The 22,225-nt window shown below is 57.9% G+C and carries 17 protein-coding genes and 2 pseudogenes; 6 read left to right on the forward strand and 13 right to left on the reverse strand.

Annotated elements, in window-relative coordinates; all coding sequences use genetic code 11:
- Positions 1-2: 2 nt before the first annotated feature.
- The 7 genes from ACQQZ8_RS10595 to ACQQZ8_RS10625 all read right to left on the reverse strand — a co-directional run bounded on the left by ACQQZ8_RS10595 (position 3) and on the right by ACQQZ8_RS10625 (position 11,118).
- Positions 3-1,283 carry a DUF4872 domain-containing protein gene (locus ACQQZ8_RS10595; protein ID WP_431709798.1) on the reverse strand — a complete coding sequence of 427 codons (1,281 nt, stop codon included), beginning with the start codon at positions 1,281-1,283 and terminating at the stop codon, positions 3-5.
- A 129-nt stretch (positions 1,284-1,412) separates the two neighbouring features.
- A complete protein-coding gene (locus ACQQZ8_RS10600; protein ID WP_431709799.1) occupies positions 1,413-3,227 on the reverse strand; it encodes an HNH endonuclease signature motif containing protein in 1,815 nt (604 codons plus the stop codon).
- Positions 3,228-3,406: 179 nt separating this feature from the next.
- The gene (gene guaB, locus ACQQZ8_RS10605) at positions 3,407-4,912 is read right to left on the reverse strand and encodes an IMP dehydrogenase (RefSeq protein WP_431709800.1); all 1,506 of its coding nucleotides are present in this window, start codon (positions 4,910-4,912) and stop codon (positions 3,407-3,409) included.
- Between the two features lie 107 nt (positions 4,913-5,019).
- Positions 5,020-7,152 (reverse strand): acyltransferase family protein, encoded by a 2,133-nt coding sequence (locus tag ACQQZ8_RS10610; protein WP_431709801.1) that lies wholly within the window; start codon positions 7,150-7,152, stop codon positions 5,020-5,022.
- 192 nt (positions 7,153-7,344) lie between these two features.
- A complete protein-coding gene (groL, locus tag ACQQZ8_RS10615; RefSeq protein WP_431709802.1) occupies positions 7,345-8,940 on the reverse strand; it encodes a chaperonin GroEL in 1,596 nt (531 codons plus the stop codon).
- 100 nt (positions 8,941-9,040) lie between these two features.
- Positions 9,041-9,337, reverse strand: a complete 297-nt coding sequence (groES, locus tag ACQQZ8_RS10620) for a co-chaperone GroES (RefSeq protein ID WP_431709803.1) — start codon at positions 9,335-9,337, stop codon at positions 9,041-9,043.
- Positions 9,338-9,606: 269 nt separating this feature from the next.
- Positions 9,607-11,118: an amino acid permease gene (locus ACQQZ8_RS10625; protein WP_431709804.1), complete on the reverse strand. Its 1,512-nt coding sequence runs from the start codon at positions 11,116-11,118 to the stop codon at positions 9,607-9,609.
- A 385-nt stretch (positions 11,119-11,503) separates the two neighbouring features.
- Here ACQQZ8_RS10625 and ACQQZ8_RS10630 point away from each other — a divergent pair, with 385 nt between their 5' ends.
- Together ACQQZ8_RS10630 and ACQQZ8_RS10635 are read left to right on the forward strand one after the other, a co-directional pair.
- Positions 11,504-12,754 carry a THUMP-like domain-containing protein gene (locus ACQQZ8_RS10630; protein WP_431709805.1) on the forward strand — a complete coding sequence of 417 codons (1,251 nt, stop codon included), beginning with the start codon at positions 11,504-11,506 and terminating at the stop codon, positions 12,752-12,754.
- Between the two features lie 162 nt (positions 12,755-12,916).
- Positions 12,917-14,059, forward strand: coding sequence for a glutamate--cysteine ligase (locus ACQQZ8_RS10635; protein WP_431709806.1), 1,143 nt, complete (start codon positions 12,917-12,919; stop codon positions 14,057-14,059).
- A 408-nt stretch (positions 14,060-14,467) separates the two neighbouring features.
- Here the strand turns inward: ACQQZ8_RS10635 and ACQQZ8_RS10640 are convergent, their stop codons facing one another.
- On the reverse strand, positions 14,468-15,304 hold the full coding sequence (locus ACQQZ8_RS10640) for a Ku protein (protein ID WP_431709807.1): 837 nt from the start codon (positions 15,302-15,304) through the stop codon (positions 14,468-14,470).
- Between the two features lie 163 nt (positions 15,305-15,467).
- Between ACQQZ8_RS10640 and ACQQZ8_RS10645 the strand changes: the two are divergent.
- Positions 15,468-15,731, forward strand: a pseudogene (locus tag ACQQZ8_RS10645) (ATP-dependent DNA ligase); the annotation flags it as partial.
- Between the two features lie 16 nt (positions 15,732-15,747).
- Here ACQQZ8_RS10645 and ACQQZ8_RS10650 read toward each other — a convergent pair.
- Positions 15,748-17,036, reverse strand: a protein-coding gene (locus tag ACQQZ8_RS10650; RefSeq protein ID WP_431709808.1) for an IS3 family transposase whose coding sequence is annotated in 2 segments (ribosomal slippage) — positions 15,748-16,763 and positions 16,763-17,036 — 1,290 coding nt in all. Because the reading frame shifts where the segments join, the coding sequence is not laid out codon by codon here.
- A gap of 168 nt (positions 17,037-17,204) precedes the next feature.
- Here ACQQZ8_RS10650 and ACQQZ8_RS10655 point away from each other — a divergent pair.
- Positions 17,205-17,543: a hypothetical protein gene (locus ACQQZ8_RS10655; protein WP_431709809.1), complete on the forward strand. Its 339-nt coding sequence runs from the start codon at positions 17,205-17,207 to the stop codon at positions 17,541-17,543.
- Between the two features lie 418 nt (positions 17,544-17,961).
- Here ACQQZ8_RS10655 and ACQQZ8_RS10660 read toward each other — a convergent pair whose 3' ends face one another.
- The 4 genes and pseudogenes from ACQQZ8_RS10660 to ACQQZ8_RS10675 all read right to left on the reverse strand — a co-directional run.
- A complete protein-coding gene (locus ACQQZ8_RS10660) occupies positions 17,962-18,429 on the reverse strand; it encodes a hypothetical protein (protein ID WP_431712181.1) in 468 nt (155 codons plus the stop codon).
- A gap of 81 nt (positions 18,430-18,510) precedes the next feature.
- Positions 18,511-19,449 (reverse strand): IS3 family transposase, encoded by a 939-nt coding sequence (locus tag ACQQZ8_RS10665; RefSeq protein WP_431709810.1) that lies wholly within the window; start codon positions 19,447-19,449, stop codon positions 18,511-18,513.
- A 151-nt stretch (positions 19,450-19,600) separates the two neighbouring features.
- Entirely contained in the window at positions 19,601-19,744 is a 144-nt protein-coding gene (locus ACQQZ8_RS10670) for a hypothetical protein (protein WP_431709811.1), read from the reverse strand.
- A 55-nt stretch (positions 19,745-19,799) separates the two neighbouring features.
- A pseudogene (locus ACQQZ8_RS10675) lies at positions 19,800-19,931 on the reverse strand (ISL3 family transposase); the annotation flags it as partial.
- 155 nt (positions 19,932-20,086) lie between these two features.
- On the opposite strand from ACQQZ8_RS10675, the gene ACQQZ8_RS10680 reads away from it, so the two are divergent.
- Positions 20,087-20,908 carry a hypothetical protein gene (locus ACQQZ8_RS10680; protein WP_431709812.1) on the forward strand — a complete coding sequence of 274 codons (822 nt, stop codon included), beginning with the start codon at positions 20,087-20,089 and terminating at the stop codon, positions 20,906-20,908.
- Positions 20,877-22,165 (forward strand): IS3 family transposase gene (locus ACQQZ8_RS10685; protein ID WP_431709808.1). Its coding sequence is split into 2 segments (ribosomal slippage): positions 20,877-21,150 and positions 21,150-22,165, totalling 1,290 coding nucleotides; the frame shifts between segments, so codons are not numbered across the junction. Before ACQQZ8_RS10680 ends, ACQQZ8_RS10685 begins: the two co-directional genes overlap by 32 nt.
- The last annotated feature ends 60 nt before the right edge of the window (positions 22,166-22,225 follow it).

Below are 22,225 nucleotides of genomic sequence, written 5' to 3' on the forward strand. Positions count from 1 at the left end.
GATTAGTGTCCCGCTAGCTTTTCTACGGTGTCGCTGAGCGCGGTGGCGGCACTGCTTTCGGCATCGGCGAGCGCGTGGAGTTCGGTTCCCAGGTTGGCCAGAGCGTCGATGTCGAGCTCTCCGGTGAGGCTCTGCCGCAGTCCACTGGTGAAGCTCTTCCAGCGTTCGGTGAGCTGCTGGTAGGTTGCGGTGTGCGCGGCTAGGGGGCTGAGCTCCGGCAGCTGCGCGGCCTCGTTGAGGAAGGCTGCAAAGAGACCACGGAAACCATCGGTGGCGGCGAAACGACGCTCGCTGAGGAATTGGTCGAGCTGGCGCAGGGCCTCATGGCGCAGGGTGTCGCTGGCTAGTAGCTGGGGCCAGCCGGTTTCCCCGGTGGTGTCGCTGAGGCGTTCGGCGAATTGCCGCATACCGGCCACCCCGAAGTTGCGTGCATAGTGGGCGGGTAAGCCCGGCAGCTCACTGCTGCCCAGCATTCGGCCGGTAGCTTGTTCCAGACTGGCGAGCACACTGACGCGCAATAGGTCTGGCTTTGGCGCACGGCGTGAGGGTACCCAGGCACAGTAGTTCTTATCGCGCTTGTGTTTGGCGCGCGCGGTAGCTAAATCTTCCGGGCTGATGAGTTCTAGCTGGTCGGTGCCCGCGTCGATGAGCAGAGCATCGTCCATTTCCCCGAGCACCGCCACATCAATGGTGTCGGCCGGATCCACCTCGGCAGGATTGATCCAGGGTAGTGCCGCGCGGGATACCCGCACGACGATGGCGCGTCCGGCATCCAGTCCGGCATCGAGGTTCGCGGCGGCGGCTTGAGCATTACCGGTGGTGCGGATGCGCACCTTGGTGCCGCTGCGCTCAACGAGGTTCGCACTGAAAGGTTCGGGGTGGGCGCGGGTTGTCAGGGCGAGACTGAACGTCTGAGCTTCGCTGAAACTGTGCAGCATGAAACCGATGCCACCGCCCAGACCAAAGAGCAGCGCTTCGCTTAGCGGTTCGCCGGTGAGTGGGTGGGTGACGCCGGCCTGGGTGAGCACCCGATGCCAGAGGGCGGCATCGTACTGCTGGACATCGTCCGGGGCCGGGTATTCGGGAAGTTCTTCGGTCAGCTCGACGGCCGGGGCGGCTTGGGCCTTGGCGGACTGAGATTGCGCGGTGCGTTTAGCAGCGTTTTGTGCGCTGACCGGTTCGGGACGGTTGGTGAGAATCGCTTTACGCGCGGTGGTATAGCTTTCTCCGGTGCGCTCCATCCGGGCGCGGGTCAGTTTCTTCAAATTCTTGGGTTGCGACATGGCCTGTCAATCCTTCATCTTCCGGCGCCCTGGGCGGAATGATCCCCGCACGCGCACCTCGCGCCGCCATCGAATCATTCTACGGGTTGTGGCGCGGGTGCGAAGACACCGGTGATTACGGTCGGAGGCTTAGCCGGTATCGGCTGCGGCCAGTGAGATTGGCACCCCGGGTGGCACGTAGTTGCGGCGTAATCGCTGGTCCGGGTCTCGATCCGGGGGTAGCAACACCCACGGCAGGTCCTGGCACCAACGCACGTGGATGAGACCAAGGTCTAGTTCCATGTGGTGACTACGGCAGGCCGGAACGATATTGTTCAGGTTTGTCCGGCCACCTTGGCTGAAGGGAATCACATGGTGAAAGTCCAGATGCTCCACCGAGCGGGTGCAGCCGGGCACAATGCAGTAGCGGTCTCGGGCAAGCACTGCTTTTTGCAGGATGTCCGGCACCAGTCTGCGTCGGCGGCCGAAGTCAAGAAGTGCTCCGTCAGAGTTGAACACCGCGGGCAAAATGTCTGCTTTGCAGAGCAATTGCCGCAGAGCTTCGGCCGGGAGGTTTACCCCGTGCTGGGTTTCGGCATACCAACTGGCGCTGTTTTGCAGGTCCTGCATATACAGGTGAGCAATCACTAGCGGGCGGATGCGCTTGCGGGGCCGCTGCTGTTCACTGGAGTTGTGCGGATCGTCGGACGCGGTGAGTTCGACGGAGTCTTCAGACTGGGACAGTTCCTCATCCAACACCTCCTCGGCGCCCGGATCGTCGAGATCAAATAGGGGTTCTGTATCGTCTTCCGAGGACGGAGCGATGTTGGTAGGTGGTGCCGTGGGTTCGATAGCTTCAAATTCCAGCAGATTCAAAAAGGCGTTGAGGGCACGTTCGGGAGGACTGGCTTCCGCGGGTTGGAAGTCACCCTCACTCCACCGGGCGGTTTCGGCACCTTCCGGGAGGAAGTCGGGCACGTCTTGCCGAGTATTGAGCTGCGGGCTACCGGCCGGGCTTGGTGGGTGTGCGGAGGCCGGGTTGACTCGGGCGAGTTGTCCCGCCTGAGTACGTGGACTATTGGATCGAGCACAATGGGAATCAATCAGGGCGCCTTCCAAGGTGGTGGTGCGCAGCAGGTATTCACAAAGATGCGGGTTTTTCGGAGGTAGTTTGAACATGCCGCGGCGCAGCGAAGCGGCGGTGGCTCTTTGCGGGTCATGCGCGGCCGCGGCAATCAGAGCCTCCACCTTTTTGGCCGCGGCGCTGGCGGTGAATTCCTGATCCAGCGATTCGGCGGCGTGTTCTTGCAGGGTGCGTCCATCGGTGTGCCGCAAGGTGGGCTCGCTGATAATCCCGTCGAAGGTGGTGTCCGGCGGTTCCACACGGGCCAGTTTCTGACTGATTTCACGCACGGCTTCGGGGTTGTGTTTGGGGTCAAAGAAGCGCTCACTGAGTTGCGGGAATCTGGGTGGAACGCGAAATCCGGCCATATCGCGCCGAGCCACTAGGTCCAGGGCGTCGTTCACCAGCCGGCTGGTTGCCTTGTGTGGGGTGCGGGTCCAACTGGCGAGGAGTTCGGCGGCGTTCTTGTAGCTGGGCCGGCCGGTGGCGCGTTGGGCAAGAGTGCTGGTGTCCGCCGGATGCTTGCGCAGGGCTTCGAGTTCTTCCTGCGCCAAAGTGTGGGCGGCGGTGGCGTTCACACGTTCGGCCGCGACCAGTTGAAGGCGTGTGGCCTCGGCGCTCAAGGCGTGGGCGGCAGTAGCCATTTCCAGTGCGAGCCGAGGGTCATCGTCAGTTGCCAAGTATTTGCGCAGGCTGGCGGTGAGCCGGATGGTTTGGGCAAAGAGCTCGTGGACTTGCCTACCGTCCAATCCAGGCAGCGCCGAATCCCCCACGGTGGCCTGCACATCATCGAACAGGCTGCGTAGGGCTTCCGCGCTAGCTAGGAGCTCTCGGGTACTCATGTGCCCTAGTATCCACCGACAGCACTCGGTGGGCAGTGGTCGGCGGTGAAGTGTGGATAAGTGGGGTGGCACGCCAAAGCCCCGCCTTGCGCAACCCGGTGGGGCGCGCAGGGCGGGGCTTTGGCGGAACGACTCCGCGGCCACTGACTGCTGGTGGCCGGTGAGTAGTTTCTGTTGACCTAGCGGGACTTGTAGTTCGGTGCCTCGACGGTCATCATGATGTCGTGCGGGTGGGATTCCTTCAGACCCGCGGCGGTGATGCGCACGAACTTGCCGCGTTCCTTCAGCTCCGGAATGGTGCGGCCGCCCACGTAGAACATGGTCTGGCGCAGGCCACCGGCCAGCTGGTGCACCACTGCCGATAGTGGGCCACGGTATGGAACCTGGCCTTCAATGCCCTCGGGGATCAGCTTTTCGTTCGATGGGGCGTCGGCCTGGAAGTAACGATCCTTGGAGTAGGACGTGTTCTTCCCGCGGGTTTCCATGGCGCCCAGTGAACCCATGCCACGGTAGGTTTTGAACTGCTTACCGTTCATGAAAACCAGGTCGCCCGGGGATTCGGCGGTGCCAGCCAACAGCGAGCCGAGCATCACGGAGTCGGCACCGGCGACCAAGGCCTTGCCGATATCACCGGAGTACTGCAGGCCGCCGTCGGCGATCAGTGGTACGCCGGCTGGGATGGCGGCTTTGGCGGCCTCGTAGATGGCGGTGACCTGAGGGACACCCACCCCGGCGACGATGCGCGTGGTGCAGATGGAGCCGGGGCCCACACCCACCTTGATGGCGTCCGCACCGGCGTCGATTAGTGCCTGGGCGCCCTCGCGGGTGGCGGCCTGACCACCGATGACGTCCACATGGGCAGCGGCTGGGTCCTTCTTGAGCCGCGCGATCATATCCAGCACGCCTTGGCTGTGACCGTTGGCGGTGTCCACCACCAGCGCGTCTACGCCGGCGTCGATCAGGGTCATCGCGCGTTCGTACCCTTCGCCGAAGAAGCCGACGGCTGCGGCGACGCGCAACCGGCCGTCATCGTCCTTGGTGGCCAAGGGGTACTGTTCGGCCTTGTCGAAATCCTTGACGGTGATGAGCCCGGTCAGTACGCCTTCGTCGTCCACCAGTGGCAGCTTTTCGATGCGGTTCTTCGACAGCAGTTCGATGACTTTTTCGCGCGCCACACCTTCCTTGGCGGTGATCAGCGGCATGCCGGTCATCACTTCGTAGACCTTGGTGGTCAGGTACTCTTCGCGAGGGACAAAACGGGTGTCGCGGTTGGTGATGATGCCCAGCAGTTTGCGGTTCTCATCGATCACCGGCAGGCCGGAGACGCGGTACTGGGCGCACAGTTCGTCCCATTCGGCCAAGGTGGCGCCGGGGTGCACGGTGACCGGGTCGGTGATCATGCCCGATTCGCTGCGCTTGACTTGATCGACCTGCTTGGCCTGATCCTCGATGGACAGGTTGCGGTGGATCACCCCGATGCCGCCCTGTCGAGCCAGTGCGATGGCCATGGTGGCCTCGGTGACGGTGTCCATGGCAGCGGAGCTGATCGGGGTGGCGATGTTGATGCGCTTGGTGAAACGGGTGGTGGTGTCCGCTTCGGAGGGGATCACGTCCGTCGGGCCAGGCAGCAGAAGCACGTCGTCGTAGGTGAGTCCTTCAAAGGCAAAGGGGTTGAACTCAGTCACGTAGAAACCTTTCGGGCGAATCGGCGGTTGTTTACATGGTAGAACCATATTTCCTGCACGGCGATTCCCTGTAGGGTGCTTGTGTCCAAAGTAACGTAGCCGATGAGCTAGTTTGTGGGCCCGCTCCAGCCGGTGGCTTTGCTGAAACGCTGGGCGAAGATCTCCTGGGCGCTAGCCACAAAGGTCTTAGACAAGTGGGAATCATCCAAATAGGTCACCACATTACCGATGACCGGTTGGCATAGCCCATCCGGGCAGAGCACCTGAGTCATGTCTAGGGACACGACCTGCTTGCCGTAGTCATTTTCGGCCAGGAAGCTCTTCACCGGGTTTTTCAGTGCCATCAGTTCGGTGACCGGGCTGGAACAGTTTTCCAAGTTGTCCGGGTAGCGTTCCACGCATTCGGGAATGTTGTAGGGGTAGCGTGGGGTGTCGCGCATGGCGATGACCTGGCTCCCGGATTCCAGTAGTGGGGCGATCATCTGCTGGTAGTTCGGGGCGATGGCTTCCTGTTCGGAGACGCTGGGCCCAAACTCGTCTTGCCATTGTCCGGTAACCGAGGCGACGGTGAGCACCATTTTCGGGGATAGCTCGGCCACATAGTCCACCGCGGCCTGCTGGAAGAACTCGCAGCGTTGGATATCGTGCTGTCCTTCTCCGCCCAACCGGCAGCCCGGCTCGTGCAACATCATCCAGCTGCCACCGGTGGATTCGATCATCGCATCCACCGCTTGGCTCCAGTGCTGGATGTGTGAATCCCCCAGCAACACCAGGTCCGGGGTCCGTTCTAAGTCTCCGCCCTGTTGGCAGAAGTAGATGTCGGGGCTGTTCGGGGCGAAGTCACCGGTACAAGGCTGGCCAGGGTTTTGCCATTCGTTGGCCAGCTCGGTGCTCAGCGGCAGAGTAATGCTTGCGCGTTGCGGATCCCAGTCACTGGATGCCATCGCTCCGGGGTTTTCTTCCTCGGTCTGCGCCGCGGCGGCCACCCGGGTGTGTTCCACCGAGGACTTCCACACGTTGACCGGTGCCCACACCAAGAGCAGACCCAACACCAAGGTCAACCCCTGTGCGAACGCGGCATTGGGACGCAACTGCCCTAGACCGGGCAGCGCCGGGAATTGTGGCTGCCAGTGACGTAGTGGCTTTTCGATCCAGCGGGTGCTGGCCGCCGCTAAGAGGATCGAGACCAGAATCAGTAGCGCACCGTCGAGCACACCGACTCTGCTGATCTGACGCAGGTGAAGGTAGAACACCAGGATGGGCCAATGCCACAGGTACATGCCATAGGAGATATCCCCCAGCTTCACCAAGGGTTTGATCCCGAGCAGCTTGGCGGGGTTGGCCCGGATGTGCTCGCCCGGGGCGACGATTAGCAGGGCCGCACCCAGAGTGGGTACCAGAGCCAGCCAGCCGGGGAATTGGGCCTGAACATCCAGCAACGCGCCACAGCTGATGATGACCGCGAGCCCGACCCAGCCGCCAATGCGGCGGGCCCGCTCGTTGAAGGTCTGTAACCAGGGCAATGCCAGCGCCAGGATCGAGCCCAGCGCGAACTCCCACATCCGGGTACCGGTGTGGAAGTAGGCCAGCTGCTGGTTACTCGCGGTCAGCGCAATCGAGTAGCCCAGTGACAGGCCAAAGACGGCCCCGAAGACTCCGAGAGCCACGGTGGTGAACTGGTATCGGCGCAGCACATAGCGCCAAAGAAGGGCGCTAGCGATGAGCAGCAGTGGCCAGATAATGAAGATTTGTCCTTGAACCGATAAGGACCAAAAGTGCTGCAGGGGTGAAGCCGCGGCGGTGTTGAAGGCGTAGTAGTCCACCTGGTTGGAGGTCAGTTCCCAGTTCTGCTGGTAGGTCAGTGAGGCCATCGCCTCCCCCATGATCTTCTCCCAGCGGGTGCCGGGTAAGAATATCCAGCTGGCGGCCACCACCGCGGCAATCACGACGGCGGCTAAGCCGATGAGCCGGGAAAAGGTGCGTAACCAGTAGCGCAGCGGGTTGGGCCAGCGCCCGGAAGTGATCTGCCGGGTCAGTGAACCGGTGAGGAAAAAGGCCGAGAGCATCAGGAAGATGTCTACGCCGCCAGAGACCTTGTTGAACCAAATGTGATAACTCATCACCAGCAGCACGGCCAGCGCCCTCAGACCCTGCAAGTCGGTGCGGAACACCGAGCGAGGGGTCGCGGGCTGAGACGTGGGTTGCTTGGTGGTACTGCCAGTGGTGAGGTGTGTATTCATAGTCAAAGGTTCGAGACAGCCGTGAAAAATCAAGGGATAAAAAAAGTCGCTGGTCGACTCCCCAGCATACCAAGTACGGCGTTTACCTCGCGGTAAGCGGTGCGGGAGATGCCTCTCACCACAACGAACACACCCCCTGAGTGCTTCACTCAGGGGGTGTGTTGTGTGCGTCAAACTTTGACCTTGCCGGTGTTACTCGGCGTCCGCTTCCTCGGCAGGCTTATCAGCTACCAGGGTTTCGGTGGTCAAGACCAGGGAGGCAATCGAAGCCGCGTTACGCAGCGCCGAACGGGTCACCTTCACCGGGTCAATGACACCGGCGTTGAGCAGGTTCTCGTACTCGCCGGTCTTGGCGTTGAAGCCTTCGTTGGCTGGGGACTCAGCTACCTTGGAAACCACTACCGAGCCGTCGAAGCCGGCGTTGGTGGCGATCCAGAAGGCTGGCTTGGTCAGGGCGCGGCGCACAATGGCCACGCCTGCTGCCACATCCCCGCTCGCCGAAGTGACGCGCTCATCTTCGTCCAATGCGGAAAGGGCATCAACCAGGGCGGTACCGCCACCGGCCACAATGCCTTCTTCCAAAGCTGCACGGGTGGATGAGACGGCATCTTCGATGCGGTGCTTGCGTTCCTTCAGCTCGACTTCGGTGGCTGCGCCAACCTTGATCACGCCGATGCCGCCAGCCAGCTTGGCCAGACGCTCGGAGAGCTTCTCGCGATCCCATTCCGAATCAGTGCGATCCATCTCAGCCTTCAGCTGGGCCACACGGTCGGCGACATCCTCTTCGGTTCCAGCCCCATCAACGATGGTGGTCGAATCCTTGGTGATGGTCACGCGGCGGGCCGAACCCAGAACCTCGGTACCGACCTGATCCAGCGACAGGCCCAGCTCCGAGGAGACAACCTGCGCGCCGGTGAGGATGGCGATGTCCTGCATCATGGCCTTGCGGCGGTCACCGAAACCTGGAGCCTTGACGGCCACCACGTTCAGCAGGCCGCGCATCTTGTTGACCACCAGCGTGGACAGGGCTTCGCCCTCGATGTCCTCGGCGATGATCAGCAGTGGCTTCTTGGCTTCCAACACCTTTTCCAGCAGTGGCAGGAATTCTGCCACGGTGGAGATCTTGGTTGGGTTGATCAGGATCAGTGCATCTTCCAGCACCGCTTCCTGACGTTCCACGTCGGTGACGAACTGTGGTGAGAGGTAGCCCTTGTCGAACTGCATACCTTCGGTCACTACCAGCTCGGTGGCGGTGGTCGAAGATTCCTCGATGGTGATGACCCCGTCGGTACCCACGGTCTTGAAGGCTTCGGCGAGCAATTCACCGATTTCTTCGGACTGTGCGGAGATTGCGGCCACGTTGGCGACCTTGTCCTCCACGGCTACCGAGTTAGCTGCCAGACGTTCGGCCACAATCTCGGTGGCCACTTCGATGCCCTTGCGGACGTCGCCCGGGGCGGCGCCGGCGGCAACGTTCTTCAGACCTTCCTTAACCAGCGCCTGAGCCAGCACGGTGGCGGTGGTGGTACCGTCACCGGCCACGTCGTTGGTCTTGGTGGCAACTTCCTTGGCCAGCTGTGCGCCAAGGTTCTCGTAGGCATCTTCTAGATCGATGTCACGGGCAATGGTCACACCATCGTTGGTGATGGTTGGTGCGCCCCAAGCCTTGGCGAGCACTACGTTGCGCCCGCGGGGGCCCAGGGTTACCTTGACGGTGTCGGCGAGCTTGTCGATACCCGCCTCGAGGGCGCGACGTGCGTCCTCGTTGAATGCTAGCTGCTTAGCCATGCATTGACTCCTAAGAATCTTGGGTCGTAATTGACGCCAAGCCCCGGGTGACGAAAAATTCGCTGTGCGGGGCCCGGTCGATTACTAGAGGTGGGTGACGTTACTTAACGACAACTGCCAGTACGTCGCGAGCCGAGAGCACTAGGTACTCTTCGGAGCCGACCTTGACCTCGGTGCCACCGTACTTGGAGTACAGCACTACATCGCCCTCGTTCACGTCCAGTGGAACGCGGTTACCCTTGTCGTCGATGCGACCTGGGCCTACGGCCACTACGGTGCCCTCCTGCGGCTTCTCCTTAGCGGAGTCCGGGATCACCAGACCGGAAGCGGTGGTGGTTTCGGCTTCAACCTGCTTGATAACAATGCGGTCTTCGAGTGGCTTGATGGAGACAGACACGGTCTCTCCTTTTCGTTTATGAACCAATGGAAAAAACGGTAACGCCCCGTGGCATTGCTCCAACCGTCGTCGCGGTGCCAGTTGGTCATATCCAGTAAGGCTTGAGATACAAGTTCTCGAAGTGACTTCGAGTACTGCATCCAAGAGATGACTTTAGGCTGAGCGTTAGCACTCGGTCAAGGCGAGTGCTAATTATTGGTCATGTTTTCGCGCCTCGGTTCACGATTAGCTAAACCGAGTCACCAGTCAAACCAAATTTTCGACTGGTGTTAACTCTTCGTTGGTTCGTCGTCCAAATCGGCAGGACCGCTCAGATCCATATCCTTCAGGGCCACCACCTTGGACTTGGTTTTGAATCGGTGACCAAACCAGAGGATCAAGAACACCGGCAACCCGATGTAGGCCGACAGCACTTCTAGTCCTTGACCGGCGAGAACCGCTTGGTAATTCTGTCCGGCGATTACGAGCAGGAGTACTGCAAAGGCCACGAGCGGGCCGATCGGGAAGAAGGCCGCTTTATAGGGCAGTTCACTGACCTTGTGTCCTTGGGCTAGGAAGCCGCGACGGAAGCGGTAGTGCGACAGGGCAATACCTGCCCAGACGATGAAGCCGCAGAGACCGGAGACATTCAATAACCATGAGTACGCGGCACCCTGCCCAATAATGGCGGTGAGGAATCCGAACAGGCCGATGGAAGCGGTGGCCAGCAACGCTGGCATTGGTACGCCGCGGCGGTTGAGCCGGCCAAAGATCTTGGGAGCTTTGCCATCCATGGCCATGGCGTAGAGCATCCGGGTGGACGCGTAAAGGCCAGAGTTACCGGCGGAAAGGATCGCGGTGAGGATCACCGCGTTCATCAGGGCCGCCGCAAACGCGATCCCGGCCCGCTCAAAGACCATGGTGAAAGGTGAGGCGGCGATATCGGATTCGCCACTGGCTAGCAGGCTCGGATCCCCCAGTGGGATCAAGGTGCCAATAATGAAGATCGCGCCGATGTAGAAGAGCATGATGCGCCAGAACACCGTACGGATCGCTTTGGGGACCTCGCGGCGCGGGTTCTTGGCCTCGCCGGCGGCCACACCCACCAACTCGGTGCCTTGGAAGGAGAATCCGGCAATCATGAACACGGCAATGATAGAGACGAAGCCGCCATTGAACACTTCTTCGGTGTTTGCCCAGTTACCCATGCCGCCGGTTCCCTGACCGATAATCCCGAAGATCATCAGGACCCCGGCAGCCAGGAACACGATCACGGTGAGCACCTTGATCAGCGCCAACCAGAATTCGCCTTCACCAAAGGCTTTGGTGGACAGTGCGTTCAGACCGAACAATATGGCCAGGAACGCCCCAGCCCAGATCCATCCAGGCACCCCGGGGAACCAGAAGTCCATGATGATTCCGGCCGCAACCAGTTCTGCAGCCACGGTGATGGCCCAGTTGAACCAGTAGTTCCAGCCAATGGCGAAGCCGAACGATGGGGACACAAAGCGGGTGGCGTAGGTCTGGAAGGAACCGGCCACCGGGATCTTGGCGGACATTTCACCCAGGGACTGCATCAGCAGGTAGACCATCAGACCCACCGCGGCATAGGCCACCAGCGCACCACCGGGTCCAGCTTGGGCAATGCTTCCGCCCGAGGCGACGAAGAGCCCGGTACCGATCGAGCCGCCGATGGCGATCATTTGCAGGTGTCGGCTGCTCAGGGTGCGCTTGAGAGTTCGCTCGGAAGGCGCGGGTCCTGGATCCACGGTGGTGGAGGTGCGCTGCGTGTCCTGTGACATGGTGTGCTGTTCCTCGGATCGGTAGTTTGTGGCGCACCCGGATCCTCACCTTGGACGCGGCGGATTATAAGCAAATATCTCCGGCGCGCCATTTTCAAGCCTCAAGAAACAGTAAAAAGCGGGTCATAATTCCCCGGTTGTGTTTCTAAGACAAAGATCTTCTGAGCCATCGAGTAAATTCGGATGCCTTCCTGACCATACCGCTCGAGCCCGGCGAGTACTTTAAGCCCTGAGCCCCAGATCAGCGCCAGCGTTGAGGAGAAGCCAGTGCGCATGTGAACAAAATTACGCACAAACTATCCGGATCAGCGGCCACACCCAGCAGAAGATTGCCTACCGCTTCGCCGCAGGCTGCCAGTGGCCTGCTCTCCGATAGGCTTGCAGTATGGCTCAGGCGTCTAATGATTCAACAACCAACGAATACTTCTCAGCACTGCTCTCTCCCGCGGGCTGGGAGCTGCTGTCAACGGTTGACCCATCGATGGTTTCGACCAAGGACGCGGCTTGGGCCTTGAACGAAAAGCTGCGTAAGGGCGGACACGATCCAGCCGTGGTTCGCGCGGTGGTCATGCAAAGCGAACTGCGGTTTCGAGCTCGCGTGAAGTTCGGTCCTTTTGCCGACACGATGATCTTTACGCCAGCCGGTTTGGAGCAAGCCACGCGCTTAGCTATTGCCGGAATGCATGCACGCCGGTTCAGCGAGGCAGGTTGTCGGCATGTGGCCGATCTGGGCTGCGGTATTGGTGCCGATTCGATAGCGCTAGCCAGCGCCGAACTGCAGGTTACCGCGGTGGAACGTGATGAGATCACCGCAGCGGCCGTGACCTTGAATCTGATGCCCTTTGAGAATGCGACGGTGGTCCACGGTAGCGCCGAAGATGTCGATCTAACGGACATGGATGGGGTCTGGTTAGACCCGGCTCGACGCACCGAGGCCTCGGGCACTGTCAAACGTATCTTCGATCCCGAAGCGTTCTCCCCTCCCCTATCTTTCGTGGAGCAGCTTGTTGATCAGGGAAAGGATGTCGGGGTCAAGCTTGGCCCGGGCCTGCCCCATGATGCGATCCCAGAAACCGCCGAGTCGGTATGGATTTCTGATCACGGAAGCGTGGTGGAAGCCTGCCTGTGGTTTGGTCGTCTAGCCCGCCCCAATATCAAACGAGCCGCACTCGTGATCGACAAGGATGGGGCACACGAGCTGACCTCGGCAGAATCCGCAGAGCAAGGCGCGCACGCTACGGTTGCCGAACTGTCGAATTACCTTTATGAGCCCGATGGCGCGGTGATCCGTTCTCACCTGATTGCCGAGTTGCTCGAAAAAATCGGTGGACATTTACTTGATGAGCACATCGCTTACTTCACTCACGATGAGCTGATTAGCACCCCGTTCGCTAAGGCGTACAAGGTGTTAGCGGTTCATGACTATAACCTGAAGAAATTGAAATCCTGGGTGAAGACTAACGCGATCGGCCGACTGGAAATCAAGAAGCGGGGTGTCGATGTGACACCCGAGGAGTTACGTCGCATCCTCCTTGCCGGAAGCCCCAAATCAGCCAAGAATCAGGCCACCCTCGTGCTGGCGCGCATCGGGGACAGTCGCGTAGCCATTGAGGTTGAGCCGGTCCGCAACCCCTAAATGTGACCAAAATTCCGTGATACAACCTGAGAAACCAGCGTTTGTCGGTACGGGTTCACGTCAGAATGGACTAGGTTATATTCACCAGACCGGCTGGATTATCGATTCTATGCATTACAGTTCAGATCGATAGCCCGACCTTTGAGAGTAATAAGGAGCACCGTGCAAAAGATCGAATTTGCTCAGTCTGCCCAATCAACGATTGGCGTTGAATGGGAAATTGCACTGGTGAACCACGACACCGCCGACTTGTGCTCGGTCGCCGAACAAGTTCTAGATGCCGTCAAGCAGCGCGACGGTATCGCATCAGATGACGAACATCCCACTATCAAACCCGAGCTGCTGATGAACACCGTGGAAATTGTGACCGGTGTACACCAAACCGTCGCTTCGGCCGGTGAAGAGTTGCAACAAAACTTGCGAATGCTCACCGAAGTTACCGCCCCACTGGGTGTTGATCTGTACTGCGCTGGCTCTCACCCCTTCGCTGCGCCAACCCAGCAACCGGTCACCGATAAGGACCGCTACGCCAAACTCATCGATCGCACCCAGTGGTGGGGCCGGCAGATGGTGATTTATGGGGTACATGTTCACGTGGGTCTGGATAGCCGCGACAAGGCGCTGCCAATTACTGACGGTCTGATCAACTACCAGCCGCATTTTCAAGCCCTGAGTGCCTCCAGCCCATATTGGGGTGGGGAAGATACCGGTTACGCTTCGCAACGGTCCCTAATGTTCCAGCAGCTCCCGGCTGCCGGTATCCCCTACCATTTCAATGATTGGGCTGAGTATGAGGCACATGTCGGGGACATGCTGCACACTGGGGTCATCGATGATGTTTCAGAGATCCGCTGGGATGTTCGTCCAGTTCCGCGTCTGGGCACAGTGGAAATGCGCATCTGTGACGGCGTGAGCAATCTGGCAGATATCAAGGCCATTACCGCGCTGACCCAATGCCTAGTTCACGATATGTCGCTGAGCTTGGAAGCCGGCTACAAAATCCCAGTGATGCCGCCGTGGTTCCGTACCGAGAATAAGTGGCGTGCCGCCCGCTATGGTTTAGATGCCATCATCATCCTCAACGCTCAAGGTGATGAAATGCTGGTCACCGATCACCTGCGCCAAGAGGTTAAAAGGCTGACCCCGGTGGCCGAGCGTCTGGGTTGCGTGGACGAACTACACGGCGTGCTGAACATTATTGAAGATGGCGGCGAATACCAGCTACAGCGAAAGATCTTTGCGGCGTCGGGCGGAGACTTCAAGGCGGTTGTCAAAGAGAATGTGGCTCGTTTAGAGGGTCTCTAAACTCCATTCTTGGCACCCTGGGATCATCGTGGACAGCGAATAGCCGGTGGGAGCATTACTTTTTCAGATCCTGTCCTGGGACAGCTGGATGCCGATGGTGGCTTCCAGATTGTTGGGTGAAATCACGGACGGTCATGCCACAGGCGTGCAGGGAAATGATCATCACCTTCAGGCTGCCGTTGCACCGCGAACTTTTGGATGCCAAGGTCGGGAGCTAGCCTGCGTTCCAGCCCGACGTGGCGGATCTGCTGAGATGTTTCCATCTGTGTCATCGGGCTGGACCACGGTGACTGTCTGCGGCGTTTTTCGCCGGGCGTTCTGCCTGATCTTGCTGAATGGTCATGCGGTGTTTTCCTAGTCTCGTTCTAGTAATTGACTATGGTCTGTGCACCAGCAACCTGTCAGGCTTTACTTTTCCGCCGCGCTCTTTTTCTTCCCAGAACTCTTAGGTGCCGTTTTGGACTTGCGTCCATCGATACTGCGCTTGAGCGCTTCCATCAGATCGATAACATCCCCGGATTCACCTTCATCCCCTACCTCCCCGAACGTCGCATCAGTATCCAATTCCTCGCCCTGCTCGATCTTCGCCTCAATCAGTGCTTGCAGCTGAACCTGGTAGTCATCCTCGAATTCCTCGGGAGTAAAATCGCTGCTGTACTGTTCCACCAAAGTGGCGGACATCTTCAATTCCTGCTCGCTGATCCGCGGAGATTTCTCTGGCGAAACCAAGGTGGCATCACGCAACTCGTCAGCCCACATCACCGCTTGGAGCACCATGACCTTCTCCCGCACCCGCAAAATGCCAAGCCTAGTCTTTTGACGCAACGCAAAGCGCACCACGGCCAGCTTCTCAGTATCCTCCAACGTGCGGCGCAATAGCTCGTAGGCCTTGGGGGATTTCGAATCGGCTTGCAGATAGTAACTTTTCTCCAGCATCAACGGATCAATCTGCTCGGCCGGCACGAATTGCACCACTTCAATCTCACGGCTTTTCTCCGCAGGTAGCGCATCCATGTCCTCATCGGTGAGCACGATGGTACGCTCACCGTCTTCGTAGGCCTTGTCCAGATCCTTGTATGCCACCTTCTTTCCGCATACCTCGCAGCGCCGCTCGTAGCGAATGCGCCCGCCGTCCTTGTCATGCACCTGGTGTAGGTCGATGTCATGGTCCTCGGTCGCCCCATAGGCCTTCACTGGAACGTTCACCAGTCCGAAAGCAATTGATCCAGTCCAGATAGCTCGCATGGGCATAGTGAAGCATATTTCGCCTCTCAGCGTTAGTGATCCGCTGCCTTTGACAGTCACCGAGCAGACTGGCGCAGTGAATCGCAAAGCTTGCTTGGAACTCTGGATTCTTTCTTCCTTGCCGGGAAGATTTACTGTCAGAAACCAATGCAAAGGACTGGGCATGGCACGCAAGGAGCAAACCGTCAAAGTCGCGGGGCACAACCTGAAGGTCAGCAACCTGGACAAGATCCTGTATCCGGAAACCGGAACCACCAAGGGCGAAGTCATGGAGTATTTCCAGCAGGTCGCCCCGGTACTGATTCCACATTCCTACGCTCGCCCGGCCACACGCAAACGCTGGGTTGATGGAGTGGGAACCACTGAAGATCCGGGCAAGGTCTTCTTCCGCAAAGATCTGGAAGATTCGGCTCCCAGCTGGATTCCCTGAACCGTCCCGGAAATCATGCCGCCGTCTTATGTGCGGCAGCGTCGGGTAACGAGCCTGTTATTTCATCATAGTAGGCTTGCTCAAATTCCTCGGGAGTTTGGTGATCCAGCGAGGAATGCAAGCGATCATTGTTGTACCAAAACACCCAGTCGAAGACGATCTCAATGACATCTGATTCGGTCTTCAGTGCACCAGATCTGAATGGCGATCCCTTGGCCACGGCTTCATTCTTGAATAGACCCATCACAGTTTCGGCAGCGGCGTTATCGTACGCATCACCGACGCTTCCGATGGAAGGAACCAAGCCTTCAATCTCCAACGTGTCGGTATAACGGATCGAAGTATACTGCGATCCTGCATCTGAGTGATGCAAAAGCCCCTTGTCAACTGGTCTTTTAGTGTGTTTGCGACGCCATAAAGCCATCTTTAAGCATTGTTCCACGAAGGCCGTGTCTTTCACAGTGGAGGTTTCCCACCCAACAATCGCCCGTGAATATAAGTCAATCACCAGCGCAACGTAAACGAACCCGGAATACACCGGTACGTACGTGAAGTCCGTGACCCAAATCCGGTTGGGTGCCTCTGCGCTGAAGTCTCGATTTAGCAGGTCACCGGCTCTGTGGCCGTCTTTGCCGGGGATTGTGGTGCGGGTCTTACGTCCACGAATCAGGCCATTCATGCCTTCATCTCGCATGAGCCGATCCACGGTGTGCTTGGAGACCTCCGCGTGACCGTTGCGCCGCAGCCAGGCAGTCATTTTCCGCCGGCCGTAAAGGATTTCTGGTTTCGGTCTTCCTTTACTGTCTAACTCTTTGAGGCTGCGCAACGTGTCAATGATCTTCGCGTCCTCAAAGGCGCGCAGGGCTGGCAAACGTGTTTTCCAGGCTCTGTAGGTTCGTGCGGCAACCTGCACGCCCTGCGATCGCAGGACGGCGCAGATCGACTCGACCGCATGACCTAAAGCTCTTTGTTCGTCAATGAACCGGCAGATTAGCGGCGGCGAGGGTCGAGCTCCCTCGCGAAGAAAATCGAGGCAGCCTTCAAGATTTCGTTGGCTTCCTTCAAGTCCCTGTTTTCGGCCCGCAGACGCTTGAGTTCGTCTTGCTCATCGGTGGTCGAGCCTTCTTTTTGGTCGGCATCAACCTGGGCTTGAAGAACCCAGCGCCGTAAGGATTCTTTACCAACGTCCAACTTTGGGGCCAATGCCTTGCATGCAGCATAAATGGAGGGATATTCGGAAAGCCGATCCATCACCATGGCTACAGCACGGTCACGAACTTCGGCAGGGTACCTCTTGGGCATAGTTACTATCTTTCTCTCGAAAGACAGCGGCATCAAATCCGGGACGGTTCAACTTCCGCGTCCCTCGCCACCGTACGCAACGAGCTCAAAGCAGGCCGGCACAAAGGCACCGATTACGTCCACTTCGTACGAGAACGCGATGCCATCAAAGACAAGTTCATCAGCATCATGCGCGAATGCGACCTGACAACAATCATGTACGTCTCAGCAGCGAAGAAACACGCCACCGCACGTGAAGCTTGCCTGCACACAATGCTCGACGACATCGCAGCACAACAAATCAGGCAACTCACCATCGAATCAGACGCCTCAATCGACGCAGCCGACCGACGAATCATCGCCAAACGTCTCAGAGAACTAAACTACGCAGACCTGCGCTACCAACACAGAGGCAAAAAAGAAGAGCCACTGCTATGGGCCAGCGACGCCATCGCCTGGTGCTACAACCGAGGCGGAACCTGGAAACAAAAAATCGAACCACTACTTCTCGACGTCCGGTCCTGTTAAATACGCTAGCCCGGCTCGTCACACCTCCGGAGGACTGCCGGGCCTACTTTCGAACGCTACTGCATTCGACACTCCCATTATGACAACTCAACCCGACTTGTGTCCACCTACAGCGACTTACCTCTCAAATGCACCGAACCAACGCCGAATATGGACACTCCTCACAGTGTCCACCTTCCAAGAGCGCTCCGTCACTGGCCCTTCCAAACTGCAGAAGAGCTACAACAGAGGGCAAGCCCATAAGATCAGATAGAGCGGTCATCTCAAAAACGGTCGTTTTTGGGATGATGAAAACCGCCGTTCGATCAATCGCTCGAACGGGAGTTTCTCAACGTTTTCGGTTTCCCGAAACTCTGAACCGAAAGCTCGTGGCCCAGAACGGGGATCATAGCGTTTCGGGAAGATTCCTTGAGTTGCACTAGGGATTGAATAGTCGCATTTCGAGGCAGTCGGAGCGTTCTGCTTCGGGCAGGTGTCCCACGACATTGTTGATCAGTTCTAAGTATTCTCGGTACTCCGATGGAGTCCACCAGGCTTTGTCAGGCCAGCCAATGGAAGCAGCGACCTTTCTGTCTAGAATGAGATGGCGCATTTTCTTGCTATCCGTGGGGCCAGCTGCGAAGTACAAAAGCTTGGTGAAGAAGGCTGGGCCTAGACCTTTGAGTCTGTATTGCTCACGTGTCCAGAAGGATCGGTAGGCCTCTTCCGATTCGACGTTCGAGTCTTTGGCGAGCATGATTCCGCCGAGGAGTTTTCCTCCAACGTCCGGTTCGCTCAATGTTGGAATTCGACGGTAGATATCCCGGGCTTTGGCGCCGGCGCCCCATGAACAGACCGCGACGTAGAAGTTGACCGCATCTTGTGCAGTTTCCACCTTGGTACCCAGAGTGAATAGGTCGCCTCGGCTGAGGGCAAGTCGCCCTTTGTCAAGCCCCGGGTTTGGTAGAGGCTCCTTTTCTTGTTTTTCCTACGCGGCTTCCGCGAGCGTGCCAGGCCGTCCCATCCACTGTTGATGAACATCCGCCGGCGACCTGTACCCGAGTGCCGAATGCAGGCGCTGGTAGTTGTACCAGCCAACCCATCGAGAGGTCTCGGCCATGACCTCTACCTGTCCGGACCACTCACGCCGATCAATCAACTCCGCCTTGTAAACAAAGTTCAGCGCCTCTGCCATGGCGTAATCGGACGAATCCCCACGGGAACCAACCGAGGCGACGACCTTCGACTCGGCCAGCGCCTGCCCATACCTAATGGACCGGAATTGCACGCCCCAGTCGCTGTGATGGACAAGGCCGGTCACGTCCTCGCCATCCCTGTATTTCCTTGCCAAAGCCATCATCAACGCGTCCCTGGCCAAGGATTCACGCATGTGGTTCGTCACTTGCCAGCCCACGATTTCGCGGCTGAACACATCAAGGATAAACATGGCATAGACCCACCCGCACTGGGTCGGAAAATACGTTATATCAGCCACCCAAAGCCTGTTGGGCGCTGCAGCAGTGAACCGCCGGTCCACCAGATCCACGGGACATGATTCAGGATCCGCAGAGCGGGTCTTGGGCTTCTTCCGCTTGCGCCGCACTCCATCAATCCCTAGGTTCTTCATCAGCCGCTCCACAGTGCACCGGGCAATCGGCCCGAACGCTTCGGCATGCTGATTGTTCATGGCATGCCACATTTTGCGCACCCCATAGCAGGAATAGTTCTCCTCGTATACGTCAAGAAGTTTCGGCAGTAGTTGCTCATCCCGCACGCTGCGGGCTGAGGGCGGTCGTTTCTTGAAGGCATAGTACGAGCTCACGGCGATCTGCGCATGGGTGCCTTGCAACGCGCGGATGATCGGCTCGACCCTGAGCTCGTCTTTGTGCTGATCGATGAAATCAACAATTACTTTGAAGGGCACCACGAGCTCACGCCGCGAAGAAAGTCGCTGCCTTCTTCAAGATCTCGTTGGCACGTTTGGTTTCGGCCAGTTCGGCGCGCAGCCGCTTGTTCTCGGCTTCCAAATTAATCGACTGCTCGGGCAGAGCGCCACCGCCTGTCCTGTGCCTGCGGACTCAAGTACGCAGTGTCTCGCTGCTCAGGCCCAGCTCCTTGGCGACTCTCGTGATGGCGCCATTGGAGGTGTCTGGATTCGACTGGGCGTGGAGCACCAGCTCGATAGCTCGGGTTTTCAGTTCGTCAGTGTATTTAATCGGCAAGACAGTAGTGTTCCTATTCCAATTTCTTTGCCTCTATTAAACCCGGTGCGATTCAGGCTGCCTCTGTGGCTTTGGGCTCGATAAGGACTTGTCGTCCGGCTGGTTCTTGGGTTGCGTCGATGACGCGGTAGTCAGTGAGGTTGAGAAGAATCGACGCAGCGTCGTTTCCACCGGTATCCTTAAACACGGCTCGTAGTTCCTTGCTGATGGTTTGTCTAGACAACATCCATTTTCGCAGAGGACTGCGGGCCTTACTTATTTTTCGGGCTCACCACGCTAAAACTTGAAGAGCCACTAAGCGCGCATAGAGATGAACTCATAAACGTACTTGGTGAACTACCCGTGAACATTGCTGATTCGGCCACGTTAGATTCGTATCAAAGAGCAATTGGGGACTTCGTATCCCATCTCTCAAACATAACCGCGCGCCTCAACAACGTGGAGGCAGAAGCCCAAGACGCACTAGATGCCTATAGAAGTAGATTCAATGAAGACCAAAAGTCACTTGAATCTAGGCTTGGGCAAACTCAGAACGAGATTGAAGCGAAGCTTCAAGCGACCCGAGAATCAATTGACGCTATAAAAGTTGATGTTGAGGCGCAAAAGACAAGATTAGATGCGGCCTTGAATCAATTCTCCACGGACACGGTGAAAGCGGCCGCCGAAGCCGATAGTAATTCCAAGCGTCTCATGGCCTCCCTCCAGGAAACTTTCGATGAGGAGATGGGGCGCTTGAACGAAGAGGGCATCGAGCGGCTAGAGACTCTAAAAAACTATGAAGAACAAGCGAAGAAGCTGGTTGACGCTACCGCAAATTCCACGATCAGTGCCGATTATGGAGGTCGCGCTCGACAGGAACGTCTAAGTGCCAATCTGTGGAGTATAGGGGCGGTTGTGGTGGCCTTGCTCGGCCTTGTTGTCATAGCGATTGGGATGGCGAACATTCATGAGGCAGCTGTTCCGGAGACGATCTGGAAAACCAGCGCGACTATAGTTCTGCTCGCAGTCGCAGGATATATGGGAAAGGAAGCCGGTGCGCATCGTAAAGAGGAACGAGATGCCAAGCGAGCCCAACTGGATTTGAACCGTCCCGGATTTGATGCCGCTGTCTTTCGAGAGAAAGATAGTAACTATGCCCAAGAGGTACCCTGCCGAAGTTCGTGACCGTGCTGTAGCCATGGTGATGGATCGGCTTTCCGAATATCCCTCCATTTATGCTGCATGCAAGGCATTGGCCCCAAAGTTGGACGTTGGTAAAGAATCCTTACGGCGCTGGGTTCTTCAAGCCCAGGTTGATGCCGACCAAAAAGAAGGCTCGACCACCGATGAGCAAGACGAACTCAAGCGTCTGCGGGCCGAAAACAGGGACTTGAAGGAAGCCAACGAAATCTTGAAGGCTGCCTCGATTTTCTTCGCGAGGGAGCTCGACCCTCGCCGCCGCTAATCTGCCGGTTCATTGACGAACAAAGAGCTTTAGGTCATGCGGTCGAGTCGATCTGCGCCGTCCTGCGATCGCAGGGCGTGCAGGTTGCCGCACGAACCTACAGAGCCTGGAAAACACGTTTGCCAGCCCTGCGCGCCTTTGAGGACGCGAAGATCATTGACACGTTGCGCAGCCTCAAAGAGTTAGACAGTAAAGGAAGACCGAAACCAGAAATCCTTTACGGCCGGCGGAAAATGACTGCCTGGCTGCGGCGCAACGGTCACGCGGAGGTCTCCAAGCACACCGTGGATCGGCTCATGCGAGATGAAGGCATGAATGGCCTGATTCGTGGACGTAAGACCCGCACCACAATCCCCGGCAAAGACGGCCACAGAGCCGGTGACCTGCTAAATCGAGACTTCAGCGCAGAGGCACCCAACCGGATTTGGGTCACGGACTTCACGTACGTACCGGTGTATTCCGGGTTCGTTTACGTTGCGCTGGTGATTGACTTATATTCACGGGCGATTGTTGGGTGGGAAACCTCCACTGTGAAAGACACGGCCTTCGTGGAACAATGCTTAAAGATGGCTTTATGGCGTCGCAAACACACTAAAAGACCAGTTGACAAGGGGCTTTTGCATCACTCAGATGCAGGATCGCAGTATACTTCGATCCGTTATACCGACACGTTGGAGATTGAAGGCTTGGTTCCTTCCATCGGAAGCGTCGGTGATGCGTACGATAACGCCGCTGCCGAAACTGTGATGGGTCTATTCAAGAATGAAGCCGTGGCCAAGGGATCGCCATTCAGATCTGGTGCACTGAAGACCGAATCAGATGTCATTGAGATCGTCTTCGACTGGGTGTTTTGGTACAACAATGATCGCTTGCATTCCTCGCTGGATCACCAAACTCCCGAGGAATTTGAGCAAGCCTACTATGATGAAATAACAGGCTCGTTACCCGACGCTGCCGCACATAAGACGGCGGCATGATTTCCGGGACGGTTCATTCAACCCGTTCTTGACTCTAATGAATGAAGACGATGCGAGGGA

The sequence above is a fragment of the Glutamicibacter uratoxydans genome (assembly GCF_050753455.1).
Lineage (GTDB): Bacteria > Actinomycetota > Actinomycetes > Actinomycetales > Micrococcaceae > Glutamicibacter > Glutamicibacter uratoxydans_A.

Bases quoted from the DNA above. Each gene is read 5' to 3' on its own strand.
- groL (WP_431709802.1), bottom strand. From the start codon at position 8,940: ATGGCTAAGCAGCTAGCATTCAACGAGGACGCACGTCGCGCCCTCGAG.
- ACQQZ8_RS10600 (WP_431709799.1), bottom strand. From the start codon at position 3,227: ATGAGTACCCGAGAGCTCCTAGCTAGCGCGGAAGCCCTACGCAGCCTG.
- ACQQZ8_RS10640 (WP_431709807.1), bottom strand. From the start codon at position 15,304: ATGCGAGCTATCTGGACTGGATCAATTGCTTTCGGACTGGTGAACGTT.
- ACQQZ8_RS10610 (WP_431709801.1), bottom strand. From the start codon at position 7,152: ATGAATACACACCTCACCACTGGCAGTACCACCAAGCAACCCACGTCT.
- ACQQZ8_RS10595 (WP_431709798.1), bottom strand. From the start codon at position 1,283: ATGTCGCAACCCAAGAATTTGAAGAAACTGACCCGCGCCCGGATGGAG.
- ACQQZ8_RS10655 (WP_431709809.1), top strand. From the start codon at position 17,205: ATGCGCGAATGCGACCTGACAACAATCATGTACGTCTCAGCAGCGAAG.
- ACQQZ8_RS10625 (WP_431709804.1), bottom strand. From the start codon at position 11,118: ATGTCACAGGACACGCAGCGCACCTCCACCACCGTGGATCCAGGACCC.
- ACQQZ8_RS10630 (WP_431709805.1), top strand. From the start codon at position 11,504: ATGGCTCAGGCGTCTAATGATTCAACAACCAACGAATACTTCTCAGCA.